The organism is Nostoc sp., assembly GCF_036917755.1.
Classification (GTDB): Bacteria; Cyanobacteriota; Cyanobacteriia; order Cyanobacteriales; family Nostocaceae; genus Nostoc.
This window is the reverse complement of record NZ_JBALFC010000157.1, coordinates 68,349-90,979: the sequence shown is the minus strand read 5'-3', so window position 1 is coordinate 90,979 and position 22,631 is coordinate 68,349. Positions and strand designations below refer to the sequence as shown.

Genomic DNA, 22,631 nt, shown 5'->3' with positions numbered 1-22,631 from the left:
TGACAGGAAAGTTGTATAATTTACAGCCTAGTGAATTATTTGATTAACATACAAAACTACTTACAAGGGGCGGAGTATCTTTCAAACAAGAGTCTAATAAACTATTAGTTCTATTGTTGATAAGATATATTTTACTGCCTGCTGCTATTGCTTCCTTTTTAAGAAAAAGTTAAATTTTCAACTGACAGAATGTTGCCTTGTACTTTCTCTGAAATAGAGAGACGAAAATTGATTCAATATAGTTTCTCATTGCCAAGGGGCACTTATTCGTTAATGTAGATACTTTTAAGGCATTTAGGAAAAATAATTTTCTCGCCAGTTTAGTTCTATTTTTGATGCTATACTTGAGCCTAAATTGCTAGGAGCTTTCTGTCTGTTAATGTTTTTCTCAATAATTAAGGAGATTTATATCTTATTAATAGTACAGTTTAATATGCAGTGTCACCGTGTAATTACGGAAAATAATCGCATATATATAGGCAGGTTGTTAAAATCACAATAGTATGGCATCTATCTATTGAACTATTAAAATCTACATTTAAATGTAATATTTTTTACTAACAATACTTTAAAAAATAGATTTTTGTATCTAAACATACCTTAAGTTGAGATTATTTTTATGTAATATCACTTAATAATATATACCAAAATATATTTTCTTCCAACTGAGCTTCCAGCAAGACTGCTCTCTGCCTTTTTTCGGTAAAGTGAAGCAGATATTGTTAGACATTCGATCAACAAAAATCGGCTATCCCTCCCACCCCTTCAAGGGGTGGGAGGGATAGCCGCCCGCCGATTTAGTCATTAGTCATTGGTCATTGGTACTAATGACCAATGACCAATGACTAATGACTTCGATTTCCCCCCGGCTTCAAGCCGGGGGATGAGTTAACTGTTTTGCCATTCAACGACCAATTTTCTGCTCAAAGAAAAAACCGACTGGCTGTATCGCTCTACCAGTCGGTAACTGCTTTTTTAGCAGGAGTAAGCAAAACTGAAAATTATCTCATAACTTGCCTTATAATTACAGCAATTAAAATTAGGATTTTTAATTATCTATTTAGGAATCTTAATTATTAGCTTATATTGCCTTAGACAGATCACAGTTGATTTACAGTACTTTTGCTTCTTTTCGGTAGATGCACCAATAAATGTATTATTTAATACTTCTATGGATTCGTTCAGAAACCAGCTTGCCTATCAGTATACCTTTTGAGTCAAAATAATCAAGATATTTATCCCACTTCTGAAACTGGCTAGAAACTTTTATGATTCCTCACGAAAGTGATGCAAAAGAAGAGCGTGCGTCGTTAAAAGTATGGCGTAGTTGGCAAGAAAACCTGATTTTAATTGCGATCGCCTTATGTTTGGCATTCCTGATTCGGACTTTTATCGCCGAACCCCGCTATATACCTTCTGACTCGATGTTACCCACCTTACATACAGGCGATCGCTTGGTAATTGAAAAAATCTCTTACCATTTTCACCCTCCCATAACTGGGGATATTATTGTTTTTCAGCCATCCCCAGAACTACAACGTCGAGGATATCCCAAAGACCAAGCCTTCATCAAGCGGGTTATTGGCAAGCCTGGTGAGGTAATTAGTGTTGCTAATGGCAAAGTCTACCTTAACGGTCAACCCTTGGCAGAAGACTACATCGCTGAACCCCCAAATCAGCCATATCAACCTGTGAAAGTTCCAGAAGACGAATTTTTTGTCATGGGCGATAACCGCAACGATAGTAATGACTCTCGCTATTGGGGCTTTTTACCCAGAAAAAATATCATCGGTCGGGCAACGTTTCGCTTTTGGCCTCTCAATCGCATTGGGTTGATTTAAATAGTCACTGGTCAGTTGTAAAAAACAAACAACTGACCACTTGTAACAGTTAAGTGTAGTTGAACTATGAAAACAGTTGAAATCAGCGAGATCGTCTCACTGCTGGAGAAATACGATAAAAATGAGCAGCCTCTCATTCTGACTCGAAACGGTCAACCTATTTATTGCCGCTTTGTTTTCTGTTGAAGATATCGATTTAGAAACTCTTAGCTTGAGCATAAATCCAAAGTTTATCAGCATTATTGAGAAATCACGCAAAAGCCAAAAAGAAGAAGGTAGAATTTTCTTGGAAGACATCTATCTTCCCTCGAAACCTTAAGTTAAAACCTCAAATAATACATCATCTGAGCGATCGCATCACCAGTTAACTCTAACCGCCGTTGGAAATCAGCCAGATTACGGTAATATCCGGCTGATTGCCGATTTTGCACCACTGCTTGCGCCAGAGACAAATCTATAAATGGAATTTGTGCTAATTTTTCAACTGTTGCTGTGTTCGGATTGACTAAATGGGTCGGATTTTCTAAAGATTCGTGGTCATAGTAAATAAAATTCAGTAGAGGCTTTAATGGCTCTAGTCGCGGCGCTGGCATACCCAAAGCCGCAGCAATATCTTCAATACAGTAAAATTTAACACCAGATCGCGAAAGTTCCACAAGCGATCGCGCTTGATGAATTGACAAACCTGGTAGGCGTAACCAATCATCTACAGTCGCTTGATTAGCATCAATCCGAATACCTAATTTAGCCGCCATCTGAATTTCTTCCCCAGATTGTAGGCGATAGTAGGGATCGTTGAGGAGCTTGGCACGGAGTTTTTGCAACCTGGGGTTCAAAGGTAGCCAGTTATTCATGATTGTCGCTTCCCTCAAGAAATCTGGTCTAGCAATTGGCGGCGCTTTTGCTCAAATTCATACTCTGAGATTAGTCCATCTTGGCGCAGAGCATCTAATTCCCGCAAGGCATCAGCGATCGCTCCTACCTGATTACTCACAGAGGGTGAGTTTCTGGTGGCTGACTTCCCTAGATTAAAATTGCGATCGAAAGCTTCTTCGTCTTGAGCTAAATACCAAACTCCCTCAATCGCACTAGCTACCTTGGGGATAGGTGTCCAGGAAAGCAACACATACAACACACCCCACAACGGCTGTCCCAGATAGAATTTATGTAATCCCGAAATTGTTAGCGTCCCAGAAAAAGCTAAAACAGCAGCAACACTTCGGCTTTTGCGCTTAGTCAACATATTCTCTATAAATCTGCTAGTACCACAGTTCCTAGAATAAGACGCGAGCATCTTACCTTTGCAAATATACCTGGCGATTAGAAATCGCACGCCAGGTGCTTCAAGTTGGGAAACCGCAAGGGCGCAGTGGCTCCTCCTTTTAGGAGAGAGATGAAGAAGAGAGGTTTTTCAGATGCCGTGAAAAGTCAGGCTTGTAACTCTCTGTTTTGGACAAACTATGCTTGCAATCCAAAATCGGATGCCGTGAGATTTGGCGCACCAGTTAGAGTCGCAAATAGACCACCACTACCGAAACCAGCCGCGCTGCCATTTTCGTTGTAGAATAACTGCCCACTAACAGAATCGTAGACAATTTTCGCTGTGCTAGTCCCTGCCAAATTAGTGACTTCAAAATCACTCTTGTTACAAAAACCATTTCCGGCAGCAGAGGTAATGGCGCTAAATGTAGTTTTATCCAGTACAATCTTGTCACCTTCAGAACTGTTGAAGTCCGTAATGGTATCTACACCAACAGCATCGGTGTTGTAAACGAATCTGTCAGCATTTACACCACCAACCAGAATATCATTGCCTACACCACCCACAAGAGTATCATTGCCATCTCCACCGATGAGAATATCATCGCCTGACCCACCCCGCAACAGGTCATTGCCACTGTTGCCATTGATAATATCATTACCCCCTTGACCATTAATAACATCATTGGAGTTGTCAAAACCTGCGATGTTATTGTTTAAATCATTGAGGAAGGTGACAGTGTTTTTGTTGAAAATGCTAGTTTGAGTGGAATTGGCATTAATCACATCAAAGCTGTCAGCGATGCTAATTTGCCCATTAAAGAGGATATTGCCCAGTGCAAATCTTGAAAAAGTTGCTGGCAAATTATCCAAGTTTTCTAAGAGGAAGTTTTCCAGAGTGACTTTAGTGTTAGCCACACTTTCAAAGGTGACTTCTAAGTTGTTGCCATGTTGAGTGAGTTGCAGATTTTGAGCAGTTAGTCCTGAACCAATAAATTGCAGCGTATCAACATTGAGAATTACATCGGGCGATGGATTTGAGCCTTTGCCTACGCCACCAAAATCGGTGATGGTGTCATTGCCATCGCCAGGGCGAAACACAAACTGATCTTGACCACCGTTGCCTGTGAGGGTATCATTACCAGCTTTGCCCTCGATGATGTTGTTGGTGTCCGTGCCAACAAGAGTATCAGTACCAGCAGTTCCCATCAAGTTAATGGTGCTGCCCCTGCCGATATTCTTTCCCCCAAATATCACGTAGCTCTGCCCTGAATAGTCGCCGTTGGGGCTGGCCGTTGGTGCGCCGATAATCAGGTCAGCGATGCCGTCGTCATTGATGTCTCCCGCACTCCTAAAATTGCCTAAGTAGTCATTACTATTGATGGCGAAGCCGTTAGCGCCGTTGAGGCTTGAAAGGTTGAGCGTGGGGCTAAAGCCTGTGCTTTTGCCAAATACCACGTAGCTCCTTCTGCTCGCGCTGATAATCAGGTCAGCGATGCCGTCGTCGTTGATGTCTCCCGCACTGCTGACAGAATAGCCTGAGTTGTCACCAGCCTTAATACCGTTGATGGCGAAGCCGTTAGCGCCGTTGAGGCTTGAAAGGTTGAGTGTGGGGCTAAAGCCTGTGCTTTTGCCAAATACCACGTAGCTCTGAGATGATGAGCTGTTGCGGGCTACTGGTGCGCTGATAATCAGGTCAGCGATGCCGTCGTCGTTGATGTCTCCCGCACTGCTGACAGAATTGCCTGAGAAGTCACCTTTCTTGATGCCGTTGATGGCGAAGCCGTTAGCGCCGTTGAGGCTTGAAAGGTTGAGTGTGGGGCTAAAGCCTGTGCTTTTGCCAAATACCACGTAGCTCTGCCCTGAATAATCGCCGTTGGGGTCGGCATCTGGTGCGCCGATAATCAGGTCAGCGATGCCGTCGTCGTTGATATCTCCCGCACTGCTAACAGAACTGCCTGAGGAGTCAAATTCCTTGATGCCGTTGATGGCGAAGCCGTTAGCGCCGTTGAGGTCAGACAGATTAAATGATGAATTAACCATGATTTTCTCATAATTGGTGTCTGAAGCAGCAGGATTAGTGTGAAACCAAACTTCCACAGGTAAACGAGTAACTAAATCAATAACTGTACTAATTTTTCCTAAGAGTTCCCCTGTTTTTAAGTATTCTAGGCTTTTTAGCTAGTAACCTATGGAAATGTCTGCATCCAAGCAGAATTATTTTATGAAAAAGCGATCGCCTCATATCATGATGAGGTAACAAATTTGTATAGCAGTCGTAAATTATTTCTGAAATTCTCTGTTTCTTTTCTTGGCGCTGTTGGCGGCTTGGCGGTTCGAGCCGATAGTTTTCACAACTCAAATAGGATTGCTATATACTGAATTTAGTTTACTTACGGTTGCATAAACCAGACCTGTTTATGGTAAAAGAAGCTGTTCCCTTATCCCTAAGCTAGAAGTCAAACCAGTTGAACTGACATTAGATGAAAAAACCAATGTCAAACCAGATTTGACAAACTACGCTCAACGTCACTACCAGCTAGATATTGAGCACGTCAGGCTAGCCAAATGGCCGCAAGCTGTGCAAGAACTGCGCGATGCCATCAAGTTAGAGCCAAATAACAGCGACTATTATGCCTTATTAGGTTTGGTACATCTAAAACAGAAATTTATCGGCATGGCCAGGGTTTATATCCGTCAAGCATTAAAACTTAATCCGCAAGATTCACTAGCTTTAAAATACGCTCCCGCACTGAAAATTCAACCTGGTGAAAACACTAATCTTAAATCAATGGCTAAAGCTGTAAGTATTGCGGCTTTATTAAGTCAGTTTAGCGACGGAGAACCTTCTCAAGTCAAGTGTTGAAATTTCGGTAACAAACCGTACTAAAACCGAAGCTTCGTGACTAGATTACTCCCCTAGACTAAAATAAAAATAGAAGTAAAACTATTAAGCTACTGAGTCTGGGCACTCAGTTTAATATAAGCAATATGGGATTCTTCGATTCGGAAATAGTTCAGCAAGAAGCAAAACAGCTGTTTGAGGATTATCAAGCGCTGATCAAGCTTGGCAACGGCTACGGCAAATTTGACCGCGATGGCAAAAAGCTGTTTATTGAGCAAATGGAAACCATGATGGATCGGTATCGCATCTTTATGAAGCGTTTCGAGCTATCAGAAGATTTCATGGCACAAATGACAGTAGAACAACTAAAAACGCAATTAGGGCAGTTCGGTGTCACCCCGCAACAAATGTTTGATCAAATGCACCTCACTTTAGAACGGATGAAAGCCGAGCTAGAAAAACAACCCTAGTCAATTTTAGACTTCGGCTACGCTCAGTCGAACGATTTTGAATTTTGGATTTTGGATTGGCAATTAATCCAAAATCTAAAATCTAAAATTATTGTGACTTGGGACGAGAAAACTGAGAAGGTGGCTTAAAGTTTTCTACTGGTACGTTCTTAAGTGCCTTCTGCATAAAATCTTTCCAAATGGGAGCAACCAGAACACCACCTGTGGCATGGTCAGCTAATTGTCTGTTGTCGTCTCTCCCTACCCAGACAGCAGTTGTTAACTGTGGCACAGTACCAACAAACCAAATATCTTTTTCTGATGATGTTGTTCCCGTCTTCCCGGCGGCTGGACGACCGATCGCAGCACCTTTACCTGTACCATCAGAGATGACCGATCGCATCACATCGATAATTGCTGCCGAAGCCCAAGGATCGAGAACTAGCTGGGGTTTCGGGGTATTATCTAGCAACACGTTACCACTACTATCGGTGACACGGGCAATTACAGTTGGTGGAGATTGCCAGCCATAATTTGCAAAGGTAGCATAGGCACTAGCCATTTCCAGAGGAGTAACACCAATTGCCCCAAGTGGCAAGGAAGACACAGGCTCCATTGGACTCATAATCCCCAAAGTACGGCAGGTTTCGATGACTCTATTCATCCCCACAGCCTTACCAACCTTGATCACGGGAATGTTGCGCGATTGGGATATGGCTGTGCGGATCGACATCTCTCCCCTAAAAGTCGCATCATAATTTCTGGGAGAGTACCAACCGTTACCATCTCGATAGCTAACTGGGGCATCGACTACCGTTGAGTCCGCCGTATATTTACCACTAGCAAAAGCCGTATAATATACAAACGGTTTAAAGGAAGATCCGGGCTGGCGTTGAGATTGAGTTGCACGATTGAATTCACTGGTCTTAGGATCTATACCACCCACCAGTGCTTTGATAAAATGTGTGCGCGGATCAATTGCCACCAAGGCCATTTGATTCTTAGATAATCCCTGCTCTAGTAGTGATTTATGCCACTTACTGACAGTTTCTTCTGCCATCATTTGGAAGTCGGCATCAACTGTAGTTTGAACTCGCATCCCACCTTTGAGTAGTGTTTCACGCCCAAACTTCTTAGCTAACTCCTGCGCTACGGTATTGGTTACATAGGGTAGGGCACTACCTTGAAAGGATTTGATTCTACCAAGTTTGATTTCTTGCTTGAGGGCGTCGTCGTACTCTGACTGGCTGATCCAATTCAATTCCAGCATCCGTCCCAGCACTTCTTTTTCTTTCTGTTTTGCCAGCTTCATGCTCACAAACGGGCTGAATTCTTCAGGTGCTTGGATTAAACCCGCCATCATGGCCGACTCACCCAAGGTTAAATATTCTGCTGACTTATTAAAGTAACTGCGGGCTGCGGTTTGTACACCATAATTGTTATGACCCCAATAAACTTGATTGAGGTACATTTCTAAAATTTGGTCTTTATTGAGAATTTGCTCTAACCGGATTGCCAGTACCGCTTCTGCTAACTTGCGGGTAAAGACACGTTTGCGAGATAAAAACAGGTTTTTTACCAATTGCATGGTGACGGTAGAGCCACCCTCTCGGACTCCATGCGCTGTCGCGTTAACTACTATAGCCCGCCCAACGCCGACGGGGTTAATACCGTGGTGATCGTAAAAGTGGTTATCTTCACTTGCCAATACTGCCCGTTTGAGATTCGGGGAAATTCTATCTAGGGGTACGACTTCCCGGTTGGCTTCCCCGTGGATACTCGTTAAAAGTTTACCCTTAACGTCATAGATGTAAGTCGTTTCTGAGGGAAAGAAGTTACGTAGCTGTCTCACATCTGGCAAATTACGGAAACTAATCGCTAAACCAACCAGTCCTCCGGCTACAATGGAACTTGCCAGCATGGTGATTGAAAGCAGAGTACCGCCAGTTACCTGACCGACTCCTTTCATAAACTCAAAACCTGATGAAGCCCGACGTTGTGGCTGCTTATCTTCAAAAGTCCTAGACGACGACACGGCTATTACACTTCCTCACTTGTAAATTTAACTGTAATTGATTGAGCGAAGCAAGGCGGTTAATTTTTTGCAATTATAGTAGTTTGGCAGATGAGAAAGCGGATAAATTGCCAGTGAATATAACCAACTTAACTTCTAGTGTGCAAAATATAGCTAACAGTGGATTTTCTAGTATGACGCCAGATTTTGTTTGGCTGCGTCGTGGTGTAGTAGAAGTTTTCCCACAACCAGTTGATATTAACAATGAAAGTCTAGAAAAGCGCTTGGTAACTACAAGCCAACCTTTGAGGATCAAATTGGGGATTGACCCTACAGGTACTGATATTCATCTCGGTCATAGCATACCAGTACGAAAACTGCGAGCGTTTCAAGATGCAGGTCATATAGCAGTTCTAATTATTGGAGATTTTACCGCACGCATTGGCGATCCGACTGGTAAATCTGAGGTGCGTCGTCAGCTTACAGAAGCAGATGTCGCTCAAAATGCTCAGACTTATCTCGATCAAGTACGTCCTATCTTGGATTTTGACACACCAGGAAGGTTAGAGGTGCGTTATAACTCCGAATGGCTGTCTGGCCTAAACTTAGAGAAAATTTTGGAGTTACTCTCGACGATGACGGTGGGGCAGATGTTGGCGAAGGAAGGATTTGCCGATCGCTATAAAAAAGAGAACCCGATTTTTATCCATGAGTTCCTCTACCCGTTGATGCAAGGTTTTGATTCGGTTGCAGTTGAGGCAGATGTGGAATTAGGAGGGACTGATCAGAAATTTAACATTGCTGTGGGCAGAGATTTGCAGCGCCATTTTGGTCAAAAGCCCCAATTTGGAATGCTGCTGCCAATTTTGATTGGCACGGATGGGGTGCAAAAAATGTCCAAGTCTTTAGGTAATTATATTGGGTTGTCGGAACATCCCGGACAAAAGTACCAAAAGTTACAAGGAGTTCCCGATCATCTGCTGTCACAGTATTTTGAACTGTTGACGGATTTACCTTTGGATAAACTACCTGAAAATCCCCGCGATCGCCAAACACTTCTAGCATCGGAAATTGTCAAACAGTACCACGGCGAAACAGCGGCCCAAGAAGCCAAAGAAGCAGCCCAAAGTGGCGGCAAGGAAGGTGCTGTTCCAGAATTTGCTCTCGCTGGCGTGCCGCAATTTCCGACTAAGTTAGCGTATATTCTCAATGCCACTGGTTTGTGCAAAAGTACTGGGGAAGGAAAGCGGAAAATTCAAGAAGGTGGAGTGCGCTTAGATGGCGATCGCATTACTGATGTTGATACGACTTTTGCTGATCCCGCCGAGTTACAAGGTAAGGTTTTACAAGTTGGGAAAAATAAGTTTGTGCGTTTAGTTTAAATGGGGAGTGGGGAGTAGGGAATGGGGAGTGGGGAATTGCAAATGAAAGTAGAACAACGAATTATAGTGCCTTTGGATGTGTCGGATGTGGAAAGTGCGATCGCTCTTGTAGATCAACTTCCGCAAATCGGTTTCTGGAAAGTCGGCTTAGAGTTGTTTACCAGCACTGGCCCGAAAATTCTGGAAGTGTTAAAGTCCCGGCAAAAGCGCATTTTCCTAGATTTAAAGTTTCACGACATCCCGAACACAGTCGCTGGCGCTTGTCGTAGTGCAGCTAGTTACGGGGTGGATTTGTTGACAATTCATGCTGCCTCTGGTAAAGATGCTCTCAAAGCTGCAACAGAGGCGGCACAGGAAGGGGCTGCCCAAGCGGGTGTAAAACCGCCGAAGTTAATTGCTATTACTTTGTTAACGAGCATTTCTGCTAGGCAGTTGGCGTTTGATTTAAAGATTCCTCTAGAATTACCAGAATACGCCCTAGAAATGGCACTGCTGGCTCAAGAGGCGGGATTAGATGGGGCAGTTTGTTCGCCCCAAGAAGTGGCACAGCTACGGCAAACTTGTGGAGATGACTTTTTGCTTGTTTGTCCGGGGGTTAGACCAACTTGGGCAGAAAAAGGTGATCAAAAGCGATCGCTCACTCCAGCGCAAGCAATCATTGCTGGTGCAGATTATCTAGTGATTGGGCGTCCGATCACTACTGCTACTGAGCCGGAGTTAGCCTGGAAGAGGATTTCTGAGGAGTTAAGCACGGTGGCATGAAGCTAGGAGTCAGTGAGAAACTGGGGGACAGAGTGCAGGGTGTCGGGGAGAACAATCTGGACTCTTCGCTCAGTCAGAAAAATTATAGTTGGCTTTTAGCTTGTGGCTTCTGGGTTTTAGTATCAAATAGCCTTGCTTACCCAGCGTTCTCGACAAATCTCACCACTAAACCCTTTGCGATCGCAGAAAGGGAAAATGTCAACAGTGGGCCGAGGTCTTTGTGTTCTGAGCAAAATTTAGAAATATTAACTATACAGCTACTTCAAGATTTACCTAGTTATACCAATCGCGCCAGTCAACGCGCCCGCCGCCTCAGTAGAAGCGGTGATGTTTACAGTTATATGCTAGTAGCAGGAAGACCTGAGTTTACTCCTCTGCCCCTTAACCTTGAAGAATATAGTGCAGATGCGCCTAAAAGTGCTGCATTAGGAGTTGAGCAAGTTTTCTTTACTACCTTAACGCGGCAGTACATCGGAAAGAAAGCGGTAGAATTGCAGGAATTTCACTGGCTGTTGTTGACTAAAACTAAAAGTGGTTGGCAACTAGTGATGATGTTTTCTCAAGCGGGTTCCCATTCAGCACAGCAGCCACTATCCCCGCCACGCGATAGTAGTAACGGTACCGTTGCCCAAGCGGTTAAAGCTTGGTTACGCGATTGTCAAGCGGGAAGTGTGCGTCATTAAATAATTCGTAATTCGTAATTCGTAATAGAGCCTCCGGCACGCACTCGCGTTCGTAATTAAGTTTTGTGACGGGGATTTAGCGCTGCATTGCGGTCTTGGGGTCTCCCTAAGAGGAGCGACTTTGCAAGACAGACCCCGACCCAAAACTTGCTTATTTTTTGAACCGGGGGACTTAAACCCACCGAACTTGTTAAAAACCCTTGATTTCCTCTTAGTCCACGGAGGTGGAGGAGAGTTTGTATAGCCGCGATTTCTAATCGCTAGGGCTAGGTGCAAGATGTGAGGCGAGGCTTAAAACCAAGTTTTCTATCTCTAGTTTTCTCTTCTGTTCCCCACTCCCTACTCCCCACTCCCCACTCCCTACTCCCTACTCCCTACTCCCTACTCCCGCCCCGAAGGGGATTGTAAATTAGGAGAATATTAAATAATGTCTAAAATACTCACTCAAATTCTCTATGAACAGGATTATCACTTGTGGTTAGAAAGTACGTTGAAACAACTGCAAGAACGAGATGTAGAGCATCTTGATTGGGATCATTTGATTGAGGAGATTGAAAGATTGGGTAATGAAGAGAAACACAAGCTCGAAAGTTATCTACTGCAACTTCTCAAACATCTGCTTTTATATCAACATTGGAGTCTTCCTGAATGTAAAAATCATTGGGAAGTGGAAATTGATAATTTTCGGGTGGAACTCAGGAAATTAACCAAATCTAAAAACCTCTACAACTATCTGCTCACAGTACTTGAAGAAGTCTACATTGATGCGCTACGACAAGCAAAAAAGAAAAGTGGATTGAATTGTTTTCCGCAAACTTGTCCTTATAGCATTGAGCAAATTTTAGATGTGGATTATTTACCACCATTTATTTATTGATAATAGTTTAAGTAAGTGGGTCAAATTAAATATAAAACCTCACTCTGCCTCCGGCTTCCCTCTCCTTACCAAGCAGAGGGATTGAGGGTGAGGTTTTATCTTATATTTAATTGTGCCTTCCTACTTAATCAATGAAATACTTACGCTGCATTCATTTTAAATTTTGAATCTTGAATTTTGAATTCCGCCTTGCGGTACTAGCCTGTATCAGTATGATTTAGCCTATGTCTTTGGGAAGATTTTCAGGAAATATAGGTGATAAACAGCTAAAAAAAAGCAGACATTATTATAAAACGAATGCTGGCTTGAATTTAAGCGTTGTAACTCCCGTTTTTTGGCGATAACATGAGTATAAGTTTATTTTAAGCTTTTCAAACCGCGTTTGGCATCAGTTTTTTTTTATGGACATTCAGTTAATCAACATCGGTTTTGGTAACATCGTGTCTGCCAACCGAGTAGTTGCCATTGTCAGTCCAGAGTCTGCCCCGATTAAGCGGATTATTACCGATGCACGGGACAGAGGTCAACTGATTGATGCAACTTACGGTCGTCGGACTAGAGCTGTAATTATCACAGATTCCAGCCACGTAATTCTGTCAGCGATTCAGCCGGAAACAGTAGCGAATCGCTTTGTTATTTCCCGCGATCATCAAACTGTAGATAATTGACTATAGCAATCCTATTTGAGTTATGAAAATTATCGAACTGGCATCTCCTAGAGACGCCGCTATCGCGTTGCCGTTCGCGTTAGCGTCTCTGAAAGAGAAGCCTCTCGTAGAGAAGCGTCTCCTAGAGAAGAGCGCCAAGAGAAGAAACAGAAAAGTTCATAAATCATTTAGGACTGCAATAGCAGTAGACTAACAATCCCACTTCTGTTTGTACCCTATCGACAGTACTGTGTGAATTAGACAAGTTTTCTGTCACCCTTGCTACAAATTATTTAGTCAATAGTACAGCACGGCGTAAATAAGCCACCCATTTGTAATCTCTGAAACCCTTGCTAAAACGTAATTACGTTCGCGTAGCGTGCCGGAGGCTCTATTACGAATTACGAATTACGAATTACGCGTTCGCGTAGCGTCTCGTAGAGAAGCGGTACTAGTGGACTTGGCCAGGAGTACAAGACTAATGAATAATAACTATTGATTGATTGATTCACAGGTTGAAGGGATGATGCCAGTTTTACCGATCCAGAATAGTGCTACTACCGAAGAATGCTTACATTTAGGCAGGTTAATTGTTTTAACTGGCCCCAGTGGGGTCGGTAAAGGCACTTTAATGCGATCGCTCCTACAACGTCATTCGGAACTATATTATTCAGTATCCGTGACGACTCGTTCCCCCCGTCCAGGGGAAATCGATGGCAAAAATTATTACTTTATTAGCCGCAGTAAGTTTGAACAATTAGTTGCTGAAGATGAATTTTTGGAATGGGCAGAATTTGCTGGTAACTATTACGGAACTCCGCGTGAAGCTGTGCTTAACCAAATTAATTCCGGTAAGTTAGTAGTGCTGGAAATTGAACTAGAAGGAGCAAGACAAATTCGTGCTTCCTTCCCCAGCGCGCTGAGAATTTTTATTTTACCGCCTTCCTTTGATGAATTAGAGAAACGGATACGCTCTCGTGCCCAAGACTCTGAAGAAGCGATCGCCCGTCGTCTACTCCGCGCCAAAGAAGAAATTCAAGCCGCAGATGAATTTGATATTCAAATCGTTAATGACGATTTTGAAATTGCTTTAAATGATATTGAAGCGGTTTTGTTTAAATAAGTTAGGAGTTAGAGTTAAGAGTTAGAAGTTATAGCGCTTTTCAATTGAGTCTAATACAGACCTAACAAAAACAGCCCCTTCCCTACAAGGATACTGTTGGCGAATTGATAGGGGGTCTAACCCATCAGCCCCAATCCATCTTAATTTCTTTAATTTCAGTGCGTTTCAACGTACTTTAGCTATTAGCCCGCAATTTATTGCAGGGCGGGAAAGCAACCCAAAGCCGAGGTTTTAGGGCTGGGGGGTTTAACCCCTCAGATATTCGCCAACAGTATCCTACAAGGGAAGGGGAGTAAGATTCAAAGCCTCTCTCCTTTTAGGAGAGAGGTTTGGAGAGAGGTCAGAGTGTGTTGCATATCAACGAAAAGCGCTATATGAATTTAAACTCCTAACTCCTAACTCCTAGTAATTAACCAAATAGACCTTGAATTAGTGCCAAATTACTAGTCAAAAAGTAAGCAACTACTGCACCACCAATACCACCAATCAAGAAAGAACTGGCGAAGTTGTTCCAGCTTTCTTTAGAGTTGAAAGCATCTGCCGGAGGCTTGGGTACGGTAACACTAGGAAGTGCTTTGGGCGGATTGCTATTGGAATACAGAGATAGAGCGCCGGTAAGAACAATAACCAGTCCAATGGCTCCCAATAACCCAGCTAAGTTAGCGTTATCTGTGTCCCGCAGTGGTCCCAATTTGGCAAAGGGGCCAAATAGCCAGTAACCATGAGCCATGCCAACTTCTAAACCGCGTCTAGCAGGAGCCAGACCTGGACGATAGGCAGGTAAGTTATTAATGAACCACTTGCTCAAGGGAGAAGAATTAACCGGGGTTTCTAGATTGCCAATCTGCGGATCGCGGAATGCGGGAAAAACAACTTCCCGATTTCTGGGATCGCTAGGAAGATTCTTTGATGCATCTACTGCTTGTGCCATATTTTACGTTCGCCTCTAAATTAAAATGGTGGCATTTTTATATTAATAATAATTGCGGCTAAAGATGTCTTTTGGCTAGGAAGTTTATAAAAATTAATTTAGCTAGTTTTCAGACTGTGAAACTCGCGATCTGTAAACAGAATCACGAGTTTCAAAAAACTATTTTTGCTGCCTATTCTGGTGATAATTCTGCCTAACTAAGCTGAATAGATCAACTACACAATATTAGGCAAAAAGCAAGACATTCAACTGTCCTAAATCCCATTTGACCAGCAATTTTAGATTTTGGGTCGCACCTTTGATGCCCTTCCAGCGCAACTTGGATTTTGGATTCAAAGAATTTTTTGCTTCATGCCCCATCCCTTGTGGTAGTGCCAATTCAAAATCGCAAATCCAAAATCCAAAATTGTTTGACACTTATGGCAGTGGGTGGAAAAGCAGGTCAGGGAAAAAGCGGTTGAATTCAATCAAGATACCTGCTGTGATGGTCAGCCAGATGGTGGCTGCCACGGGTGCTGTGGAAATAAATTTAATCAAATAAGCTGATTGATCGCCTTTGTCTGCCATGAATTTAGCCTCCAAAACAAATGAATTAGTTAAGCTGATTTAGCGTGGGGAAATGGGGATTTCTGAATCCTTGGCTGCTAATTTGCCAGAGAGAAGTTCTTGGACTGCTGCTGCTGGCCAAGCAAAGCCTGTGGCGATGATAGGTAGTGCCAAACCAAGATCGATTTGGACTTCTTTTAGTTCAGTGTCAGATTCCTTTTTGATCGCTTGCAGATAGGTACGACCTACCCAACCAATCCAACCAGCAATATATAAAAACAGAATGCTAGGGATCAGGAAGTCACCAGCATGATCTAGACGACTATCAACAATCAAGTGAGGGTATCCTTCAGGGCCGCACAGCGCCTGAGAATAACGCTCAAACCGCTTTTTCCCTGATTCGGGGTCAGCAGTGGTATTACGGGCATTAGCTGCTAGCTCTTGGAAAGCGGGATTGTCCTTGCACGGTGTCAAATTAGCCCCTAAAGCTTGTGCTGGGGGGGCAAAATTGAACCAAAGACAAATCGCTAACATCAAAGCAAACAATCGTCGCATAGAGATGTTTCCTTTTATTACAAAACAAAAAGTTCTTTGTACAAAACGAAGCGGCTTGTACAGTTGTTTATTTGCATAACTAAGTAGTCATCATACTCTTGGGTGGGAACCGAGTAAAGTTTAAGTAAATAAAAGTTAAAGTTTCTCAACCAAAATAAAGTGCTGAGTCCTGTTAGCGGATAGCTAGGGTTTAGCCCGTGCCGAGTATAAGAATTGTTGTTGTAGGGTAGTAAAGAAGCAAGATTTTCTCTCTATTACTCAGGACTCAGGACTTAGCACTCAAGAAATGGCAACCGTTTTAGCAATAGAAACAAGCTGTGATGAAACTGCCGTCGCAATTGTTAACAATCGTAAAGTTTACAGCAGTATCGTCGCCTCGCAAATTCCAGTCCATCAGCAGTATGGTGGGGTAGTTCCAGAAGTAGCGTCTCGCCAGCACTTGGAAACGATAAATGTTGCGATCGCACAAGCCTTAGAGCAAGCCCAACTAGACTGGGGAAAAATTGACGCAATTGCCGCCACTTGTGCCCCTGGACTTGTAGGAGCGCTGTTGGTGGGGTTAACTGCTGCCAAAACCCTGGCGATGGTACACAACAAACCATTTTTGGGAGTTCATCACCTCGAAGGTCACATTTACGCAACTTATTTGAGCGAATCAACTTTAAATCCCCCCTTCCTTAGCTTACTGGTTTCAGGCGGACATACAAGCTTGATTTATGTCAAAGATTGTGGTAATTACGAAACATTGGGACAAACTCGTGATGATGCTGCCGGTGAAGCCTTTGATAAAGTGGCGCGATTGTTAAAGCTGGGTTATCCCGGTGGGCCAATGATTGACAAGTTGGCACAACAGGGGAATCCTCAAGCCTTTGCCCTACCAGAAGGAAAAGTTTCTCTACCGGGCGGGGGTTTTCATCGTTATGATACGAGTTTTAGTGGGTTAAAAACGGCTGTATTGCGTTTAGTGCAGCAGTTAGAGAAAGATGGTAGACAAGTGCCAGTGGCAGATGTAGCAGCTAGCTTTCAGGAAACCGTAGCGCGATCGCTGACCAAAAGAGCGATCGCCTGTGCCCTAGACTATGGTTTAGACACAATTGCTGTTGGTGGTGGTGTAGCAGCTAATAGCGGGTTGAGAAAAAACCTCCAAGCCGCCGCCATTGAACATAACCTACGCGTCCTATTCCCACCTCTGAAATTCTGTACTGATAACGCCGCCATGATTGGCTGTGCCGCCTCTGACCATCTATCCTCTGGTCATACATCCTCCATCACACTGGGCGTTGAGTCTAGGTTAGCGCTGACCCAGGTGATGAAGTTGTATCAACCTGTTGAGTAGTCATTTGTCATTTGTCATTTGGAACCCAATACGCTTGGGTTTAACTCTTTGTCAAAGTCAATTTTTTTTAACCAACCGCTAAGGACGCAAAGAGCGCAAAGGAAGAGAAGGAAGAAATGCTTAACTGAACTGTATTGAGTTTTGACACTCCCCGCCATAAATGGACGGGGATTCTTGGCTCAATAAGATCACTTAAACTAGGTTCCTTGCGTTACTTAGCCCAGAGGTGAGGCTCTCCCCAAGCGTTACTTCGGGTATGCCCTACCCTAGTTGCATTGAGTCCAGCAGTGCGTTGGGCGGCTATGCCACTCTTGTTGCAACTGCCGTGCAAGTCCTGTTTAGTTTGAAACAAATAGTCTCAAAATTCTGGCTCGTCACGCTCGGTATAAATCTTTTACCTACTGCTAGGAGGAAACTAGAACAATGCAGTAGAACCGCATAGATTTAATTGTCAAGGAACAGAAAAGCCGTTAGGCAACAAGGTTTTTAAACAGGTTGATTACCTTTCCTGCTAGAATTCGTGTAGCACATACAGGCTACAAATGAATAGACCAAAAGTATACAATCTTAGATTTTCAGATGAAGAGTGGACAAAGCTTAAAGCAAATGCCGAATCTAAGCAGATTACTCCGGCTGAAGTTCTGCGTGATTATATTAAGCGATTGCCAAATACAAAGCCGTCGTAGAACGACGGGGCTCTTTAAACCCAATTTTTCGGTAAGCACCAATGCCCAATGCCCAATGCCCAATGCCCAATGCCCAATAACTTATAGACTTTTGACTAGCGACCGGATGTGATCAGCCACTGCATCCGGCTGTTCCAACATCGCTAGGTGTCCGCAATCAGGAATTTCCAAAACATTGTCACCACAATATTGAAACAGTCTGTGAAAGCTAGCTAAATGGCGCACATACTTGGGTTCCATAACCTTATCTTCGGCACCAGCCAAAAAATAAACTGGCTGCTTCAATTGGGATACTAGCTCAGGTAAACGATTGATTTCTTCCTCAGTTGTGGAGTCTAACAGACTTCCCAGAGCCGCTTCCGGGTCAGCCACAACGAAATCAATCAGCCGTTGACGTGCCCAATAGCGCTCCAAAGGACGTACCACACTGGCTCTAGTAAACAGCAAATCAATCAAAGGCACTTGGGACAGCCAACGCGGACGCACTTGCAAGAATTTCTGACCCGCCGAGCGGAACTGCTCAAAGGCTTCTTTGAGGTAAATACCACCGCCAGCGTTGATACAGATAACTCCTTTAACACACTCAGGTATTTGATCTGCTCCCCAAAGAGCGATCGTACCTCCCAAAGAGTGACCAATTAGCCAAGCACTGGTAATATTAAGCTGTTTCAGGAGAATTGCTAAATCGTGAGCATAGGCAGCAGGAGTATAAAGAGAATCGAAAGGCGAACCAACCGTACTACTAGAGATGGGCGTAAGACTCAGAGAAGTTTGTGCCCGACTAAAATCGGTTTTTACCTGGGACTGGGATTCACCAAAACCCCGCAAATCATAGGAAAGGCACTGTAAATCATCTGATAGGCGGGAAATCAGAGGTTGCCAATATCCACGGCTATTTAGCCAACCGTGGATAAATACTAAAGCATGGGGGCAGGTAGTGGGAGCCGTTAGCTCGTATGCGTGTGGAACGCCCAAGATTTCAATAGTTGCCATACTTATATCGTACCCCTAAGAGTGGGTGCGACTGAATACGGAGTGCGAAGAGTTAGAAGTTAGGAGTGAGGAATTGTTAATTTTTAACTCATAACTCATAACTCATAACTCATAACTCCTCACTTTTATAATTTACCCAGCAACCTCTGTCCCACTCCTTCAGCAATTTTGTGACCGAGATATTCAGGAATGAGGCTTTCATTTGGTCCCAATAAGTAAAGGATTAGCCGTGTACGTCCGCGCCAAACCAGTAAATTGGCATTGACTACCAGCAGGTCTTCCTGCCAGATGGCGTACATCACTTTGTAAAATAATCCTGGTTGATTATCGGCTTCAATCACTAGGGCAGGGAGATGAAAGACCGGATCGACATAGAACTCTGTTTGTACCTGCTCTAAGCCAGTGTCAAGATTGAATTCTACTGCCAGCATCTCTTCTACCTCAAACCGACCTCCTAAAGCCTCACGAATGGCGCGACAGACATTTTCTGCGGTTTTCTCGGTCAAGGCTTTACTACCACGAGACACCAACAGCTTGATAAAAACTAACATTGGCGGACGGATTTGACCGTATAGGCTCAGACCGTGTACGGTCAACCCATAAGCTGCTAGTACACCAAAAATATCGCTGAGGAGAAAAGACTGGTTGCGGTAAGCAAAATGCAAGGCGCTTTTGCTACCTTCCGGTTTCAGTTCAATAACAGCGCGTCTAGTTTTATAGAGACGGTAGGCTAGCCGCAAATTTTGCAGTTGAATCTCACTGCTGACGAATTGCTCATAAAACTGGGGAAACGCTCGGTTAAAGCGCTTTAGGAGTTCCAGTGTTGAAGATTTTAAACCAGAAGCCATTGTTAAGGGTAAGACTCGCTTGCTTTCGTCACCTGGGGGCTGGGTGTTGGGAACTGGTGGAGTAAGTAGTGCTGTTAGCGGATAGCTAGGGTTTAGCCCGTGCTGAGTGGGGAATCTCACTTCTTCACTCAGGACTGGGAACGGGCTAAACGCCCCGCTATCGCTAACGGAACTGTTTTGCCCCATGCCCAATCCCTTGTATACAATTTACTCCTAAGCTAACGTGCATTTAAGCTCTATACCAATAATTGCCAGGATTAGGTTTTTCCATTTTGAATTTTGAATTGCTTATATCCTTACCCTTTTGGTGAATTTCTCCTAGCCTTTACACAAAATGCTAAAGTTGAAAATGATTGGTGTGAAACACGCTCTAACTGGCTGTTGCCATTGCAAATCCCGAAAGCAACCGAAAAAATTGGAGTGTAAGGGGTAGTAAATGGAGGTAGCTATGTTAAACGTGAATCAACGCTCCTGAGAGTGGAAACCAATTAAGTTATACTACCCGAACCACGTTGGCATGGGTTTTTGGAAAACTTGGTTTAGTACTCCTGAATCTGTAGCGACAACTAGGACAAACCCCTTTGAAGAGCATACAGCGCAAACTGCGGGCAACTCCAACTCCAGCAGCATTAGCGAAGCTTCTTCAAAGGAGGCTCGCATCGTCTTCAGCACGGAGCGAGACATTGACCTATATGAGCTAGAAGAACTCTGTGATGCAGTTGGTTGGTCGCGTCGTCCTCTAAGAAAAGTGAAAAAAGCTATTGAGCATAGTTTTCTTGTCGCCTCAATGTGGCAGGTGAGAGGAAACCAAAAGCGGCTCATTGGTTTTGCCCGCGCTACCTCAGATCACGCGTTTAATGCCACTATTTGGGATGTGGTGGTTCACCCAGACTTTCAAAGTCAAGGACTGGGCAAGGCACTGATGAAATATGTTCTCAAAAAACTTAGGAGTGAAGAAATTAGTAATGTCACTCTCTTCGCCGACCCCCATGTTGTAGATTTCTACCGAACTATGGGGTTTATGGCTGATCCAGAAGGCATCAAAGGCATGTTCTGGTATCCTCACTAGATATCAATCAAAATAAAACCCGATTCGCACAACAAAATCAGGTATAATAGTGAAAATCTATTATTTTGATGTGGTTTTGCAAGGTTCAGCCGACGAACGAACAAGTATATCTCTTGTAAAACTAAGTCGGCAAAAAACCTTTGTCAGTGTAAGAATGTAATCTATCTTGTTTTTGCAAAAGATGAAAAAGATTAGGCATAAGCCGTGTTATCTGATATGATTGAATTAATGCTTTTGCGAAAGCCCGATCGCTTTGATGGTAAGTTAAAACCAAACCAAAAAAGTAGATAAATCTCACCGGGATGTAGCGCAGCTTGGTAGCGCGCCTGCTTTGGGAGCAGGATGCCGCAGGTTCAAATCCTGTCATCCCGATTTAATTAATAGACTTAACAGTTAGAGCGGATTGACTAGAGTTTTTTTGCTAAGATATGTAATTTAATTGCATATTTTTACGGAGAAGAACAATTAGGCTGTTCTGCTGTTGAAGGCTAACAGGCAAATTTCGTACTTAAGTGACACTGAGCTTTATATAGATTTAAAAAGATATTAAAGCAAGCGCAGATGGAACGATTGATTAACTAATAGCGTCACCCGATATTAGAAAAAGCCGATAAAATGGCGTTTATCATCTCCAAGGTTCCAGAGATGGAGAGATTTTTCAGTGTTTGAGAAGACATATAATAGGCATCTACGGTATTTCCCGGTGAATAGCGAAGTGAAAGCGAGAAAAACACAACGTTAGCACAGTCAATTTGTGAAAACGATACTATAGCAACCCAAAATAGTTGCGGAATATTGGATTTTGACCGTTGACGGTTAACACTCAACCTCAACGCGCACAATGAATTTTTCACAACTGAAATATATTGCTATATAACTGAAGCTAGTTGGTGCTGTGCAAATCCAACCATTTGTTTAATTTAATTGGACTATTGATGCGAGGAGCAGTCATGAAATCATTTATTCGATTGGGCGCAACATTGGGTATAGCTGGCAGTGTATTTTTAGCGGGACTTTCAGGAATAGGGAATCTACCAGGAATAGGCAATCTAGAGGCGATCGCGTTACCACAAGATCAGGTAGTGAAAAAGCTCCAAGAAGTACCCGTATTCACGCTGACCAATCCTAAAGGCGAATTCGTAGTTCTTTCGAGGAAAAACGAATCCAAGACGATCTCGCAAGTGGGATTTTTTATTAGCAAGCAAGATGCTCAAAAATTCCTTGATAATCGGCTCAAAAAAGAAAATCCCCAGTTGGCAAGCACGCTACAGGTAAGACCTTTATCTTTGGCAGACTACTATAAAATAGTCCAAGAAAGCAAAAAGAAATCAGACTCTGTAATTTATACTTTAGTGCCGACGCAACAACAGGTAGCTTCGGCAACAAGTATGCTGAATCAGAATGGTCAACAAGGAAAGCAATTCAATGGTATTCCTTTATTTGTACCCAAATTTAAGAAAGATAATAGTTATTTGACCATTCCGGTTCCAAAAGGCAACGAGCGATTAATCCCATTCTTTTTTGAAAAAGAACAAGCAGTGGCTCTGTTAGACCAATTCAAAAAAGCCGTGCCCAAGGAAGCAGACAACACTGAGATTCAGGTGGTGGATTTGTACGGTGTTCTGGAGGCTCTCAATAGTAGCAACGATCCAGGTATAAATAAAATTGTTCTGTATCCATCGCGGGAGTCGATCAATTTTATTCGATCGCTTGCGCCGAATCAATCACCAGCTACCAAGCCCGCTCCTGCGATCGCTCCGAAAAAATAACGGATATGCACTCCA

The 22,631-nt window shown here is 43.3% G+C and carries 22 protein-coding genes, 1 tRNA gene and 1 pseudogene; 14 read left to right on the top strand and 10 right to left on the bottom strand.

Annotated elements, in window-relative coordinates; translation table 11 throughout:
• The first annotated feature begins 1,268 nt into the window (after positions 1-1,268).
• Positions 1,269-1,841: a signal peptidase I gene (lepB, locus tag V7L05_RS33565; RefSeq protein WP_335170590.1), complete on the top strand. Its 573-nt coding sequence runs from the start codon at positions 1,269-1,271 to the stop codon at positions 1,839-1,841.
• Between the two features lie 320 nt (positions 1,842-2,161).
• Here lepB and V7L05_RS33560 read toward each other — a convergent pair whose 3' ends face one another.
• The 3 genes and pseudogenes from V7L05_RS33560 to V7L05_RS33550 all read right to left on the bottom strand — a co-directional run.
• Positions 2,162-2,695: a ComEA family DNA-binding protein gene (locus tag V7L05_RS33560; RefSeq protein ID WP_335170589.1), complete on the bottom strand. Its 534-nt coding sequence runs from the start codon at positions 2,693-2,695 to the stop codon at positions 2,162-2,164.
• 14 nt (positions 2,696-2,709) lie between these two features.
• Positions 2,710-3,084, bottom strand: coding sequence for an NINE protein (locus tag V7L05_RS33555; RefSeq protein WP_335170588.1), 375 nt, complete (start codon positions 3,082-3,084; stop codon positions 2,710-2,712).
• A gap of 215 nt (positions 3,085-3,299) precedes the next feature.
• Positions 3,300-5,135 (bottom strand): annotated as a pseudogene (locus tag V7L05_RS33550) (hypothetical protein); the annotation flags it as partial.
• 475 nt (positions 5,136-5,610) lie between these two features.
• On the opposite strand from V7L05_RS33550, the gene V7L05_RS33545 reads away from it, so the two are divergent.
• A complete protein-coding gene (locus V7L05_RS33545) occupies positions 5,611-5,967 on the top strand; it encodes a tetratricopeptide repeat protein (RefSeq protein WP_335170586.1) in 357 nt (118 codons plus the stop codon).
• Between the two features lie 125 nt (positions 5,968-6,092).
• Positions 6,093-6,416, top strand: a complete 324-nt coding sequence (locus V7L05_RS33540; RefSeq protein ID WP_292762021.1) for a DUF1825 family protein — start codon at positions 6,093-6,095, stop codon at positions 6,414-6,416.
• A gap of 88 nt (positions 6,417-6,504) precedes the next feature.
• Here V7L05_RS33540 and V7L05_RS33535 read toward each other — a convergent pair whose 3' ends face one another.
• Positions 6,505-8,430 (bottom strand): transglycosylase domain-containing protein, encoded by a 1,926-nt coding sequence (locus V7L05_RS33535; protein ID WP_335170585.1) that lies wholly within the window; start codon positions 8,428-8,430, stop codon positions 6,505-6,507.
• 173 nt (positions 8,431-8,603) lie between these two features.
• On the opposite strand from V7L05_RS33535, the gene tyrS reads away from it, so the two are divergent.
• The 6 genes from tyrS (at position 8,604) to gmk (ending at position 13,883) form a co-directional block, all read left to right on the top strand.
• The gene (gene tyrS, locus V7L05_RS33530) at positions 8,604-9,791 is read left to right on the top strand and encodes a tyrosine--tRNA ligase (RefSeq protein WP_335170677.1); all 1,188 of its coding nucleotides are present in this window, start codon (positions 8,604-8,606) and stop codon (positions 9,789-9,791) included.
• Between the two features lie 42 nt (positions 9,792-9,833).
• Positions 9,834-10,553: an orotidine-5'-phosphate decarboxylase gene (pyrF, locus tag V7L05_RS33525; RefSeq protein ID WP_335170676.1), complete on the top strand. Its 720-nt coding sequence runs from the start codon at positions 9,834-9,836 to the stop codon at positions 10,551-10,553.
• A complete protein-coding gene (locus tag V7L05_RS33520; protein WP_335170584.1) occupies positions 10,550-11,236 on the top strand; it encodes a hypothetical protein in 687 nt (228 codons plus the stop codon). Before pyrF ends, V7L05_RS33520 begins: the two co-directional genes overlap by 4 nt.
• Before the next feature lie 427 nt (positions 11,237-11,663).
• The gene (locus V7L05_RS33515; protein ID WP_335170582.1) at positions 11,664-12,113 is read left to right on the top strand and encodes a DUF29 domain-containing protein; all 450 of its coding nucleotides are present in this window, start codon (positions 11,664-11,666) and stop codon (positions 12,111-12,113) included.
• 401 nt (positions 12,114-12,514) lie between these two features.
• Positions 12,515-12,781, top strand: coding sequence for an extracellular matrix/biofilm regulator RemA (remA, locus tag V7L05_RS33510; RefSeq protein WP_073639751.1), 267 nt, complete (start codon positions 12,515-12,517; stop codon positions 12,779-12,781).
• A gap of 502 nt (positions 12,782-13,283) precedes the next feature.
• The gene (gene gmk, locus V7L05_RS33505; protein WP_335170675.1) at positions 13,284-13,883 is read left to right on the top strand and encodes a guanylate kinase; all 600 of its coding nucleotides are present in this window, start codon (positions 13,284-13,286) and stop codon (positions 13,881-13,883) included.
• A 409-nt stretch (positions 13,884-14,292) separates the two neighbouring features.
• Here gmk and V7L05_RS33500 read toward each other — a convergent pair whose 3' ends face one another.
• From V7L05_RS33500 to V7L05_RS33485, 4 genes are all read right to left on the bottom strand, one after another.
• Positions 14,293-14,814, bottom strand: coding sequence for a photosystem I reaction center protein subunit XI (locus V7L05_RS33500; protein ID WP_335170581.1), 522 nt, complete (start codon positions 14,812-14,814; stop codon positions 14,293-14,295).
• 225 nt (positions 14,815-15,039) lie between these two features.
• Positions 15,040-15,231 carry a hypothetical protein gene (locus tag V7L05_RS33495; RefSeq protein WP_335170580.1) on the bottom strand — a complete coding sequence of 64 codons (192 nt, stop codon included), beginning with the start codon at positions 15,229-15,231 and terminating at the stop codon, positions 15,040-15,042.
• Positions 15,232-15,381: a photosystem I reaction center subunit IX gene (gene psaJ / locus V7L05_RS33490; protein ID WP_094339707.1), complete on the bottom strand. Its 150-nt coding sequence runs from the start codon at positions 15,379-15,381 to the stop codon at positions 15,232-15,234.
• 39 nt (positions 15,382-15,420) lie between these two features.
• Positions 15,421-15,915 (bottom strand): Photosystem I reaction center subunit III, encoded by a 495-nt coding sequence (locus tag V7L05_RS33485; RefSeq protein WP_292762029.1) that lies wholly within the window; start codon positions 15,913-15,915, stop codon positions 15,421-15,423.
• 286 nt (positions 15,916-16,201) lie between these two features.
• Here V7L05_RS33485 and tsaD point away from each other — a divergent pair, with 286 nt between their 5' ends.
• A complete protein-coding gene (gene tsaD, locus V7L05_RS33480; RefSeq protein WP_335170579.1) occupies positions 16,202-17,251 on the top strand; it encodes a tRNA (adenosine(37)-N6)-threonylcarbamoyltransferase complex transferase subunit TsaD in 1,050 nt (349 codons plus the stop codon).
• A 579-nt stretch (positions 17,252-17,830) separates the two neighbouring features.
• A complete protein-coding gene (locus V7L05_RS33475) occupies positions 17,831-18,049 on the top strand; it encodes a hypothetical protein (RefSeq protein ID WP_335170578.1) in 219 nt (72 codons plus the stop codon).
• Here the strand turns inward: V7L05_RS33475 and V7L05_RS33470 are convergent.
• Together V7L05_RS33470 and V7L05_RS33465 are read right to left on the bottom strand one after the other, a co-directional pair.
• Entirely contained in the window at positions 18,019-18,930 is a 912-nt protein-coding gene (locus V7L05_RS33470; RefSeq protein WP_335170577.1) for an alpha/beta fold hydrolase, read from the bottom strand. The two genes, V7L05_RS33475 and V7L05_RS33470, sit on opposite strands and share 31 nt — an antisense overlap.
• Positions 18,931-19,055: 125 nt before the next feature.
• Positions 19,056-19,778 carry a hypothetical protein gene (locus tag V7L05_RS33465; protein ID WP_334953024.1) on the bottom strand — a complete coding sequence of 241 codons (723 nt, stop codon included), beginning with the start codon at positions 19,776-19,778 and terminating at the stop codon, positions 19,056-19,058.
• A gap of 517 nt (positions 19,779-20,295) precedes the next feature.
• Between V7L05_RS33465 and V7L05_RS33460 the strand changes: the two genes are divergently transcribed.
• The 3 genes from V7L05_RS33460 to V7L05_RS33450 all read left to right on the top strand — a co-directional run bounded on the left by V7L05_RS33460 (position 20,296) and on the right by V7L05_RS33450 (position 22,616).
• On the top strand, positions 20,296-20,847 hold the full coding sequence (locus tag V7L05_RS33460) for a GNAT family N-acetyltransferase (RefSeq protein ID WP_334952920.1): 552 nt from the start codon (positions 20,296-20,298) through the stop codon (positions 20,845-20,847).
• Positions 20,848-21,145: 298 nt separating this feature from the next.
• Positions 21,146-21,219, top strand: a tRNA-Pro gene (locus V7L05_RS33455).
• A gap of 578 nt (positions 21,220-21,797) precedes the next feature.
• The gene (locus V7L05_RS33450) at positions 21,798-22,616 is read left to right on the top strand and encodes a Tic22 family protein (RefSeq protein WP_335170576.1); all 819 of its coding nucleotides are present in this window, start codon (positions 21,798-21,800) and stop codon (positions 22,614-22,616) included.
• Positions 22,617-22,631 lie beyond the last annotated feature (15 nt).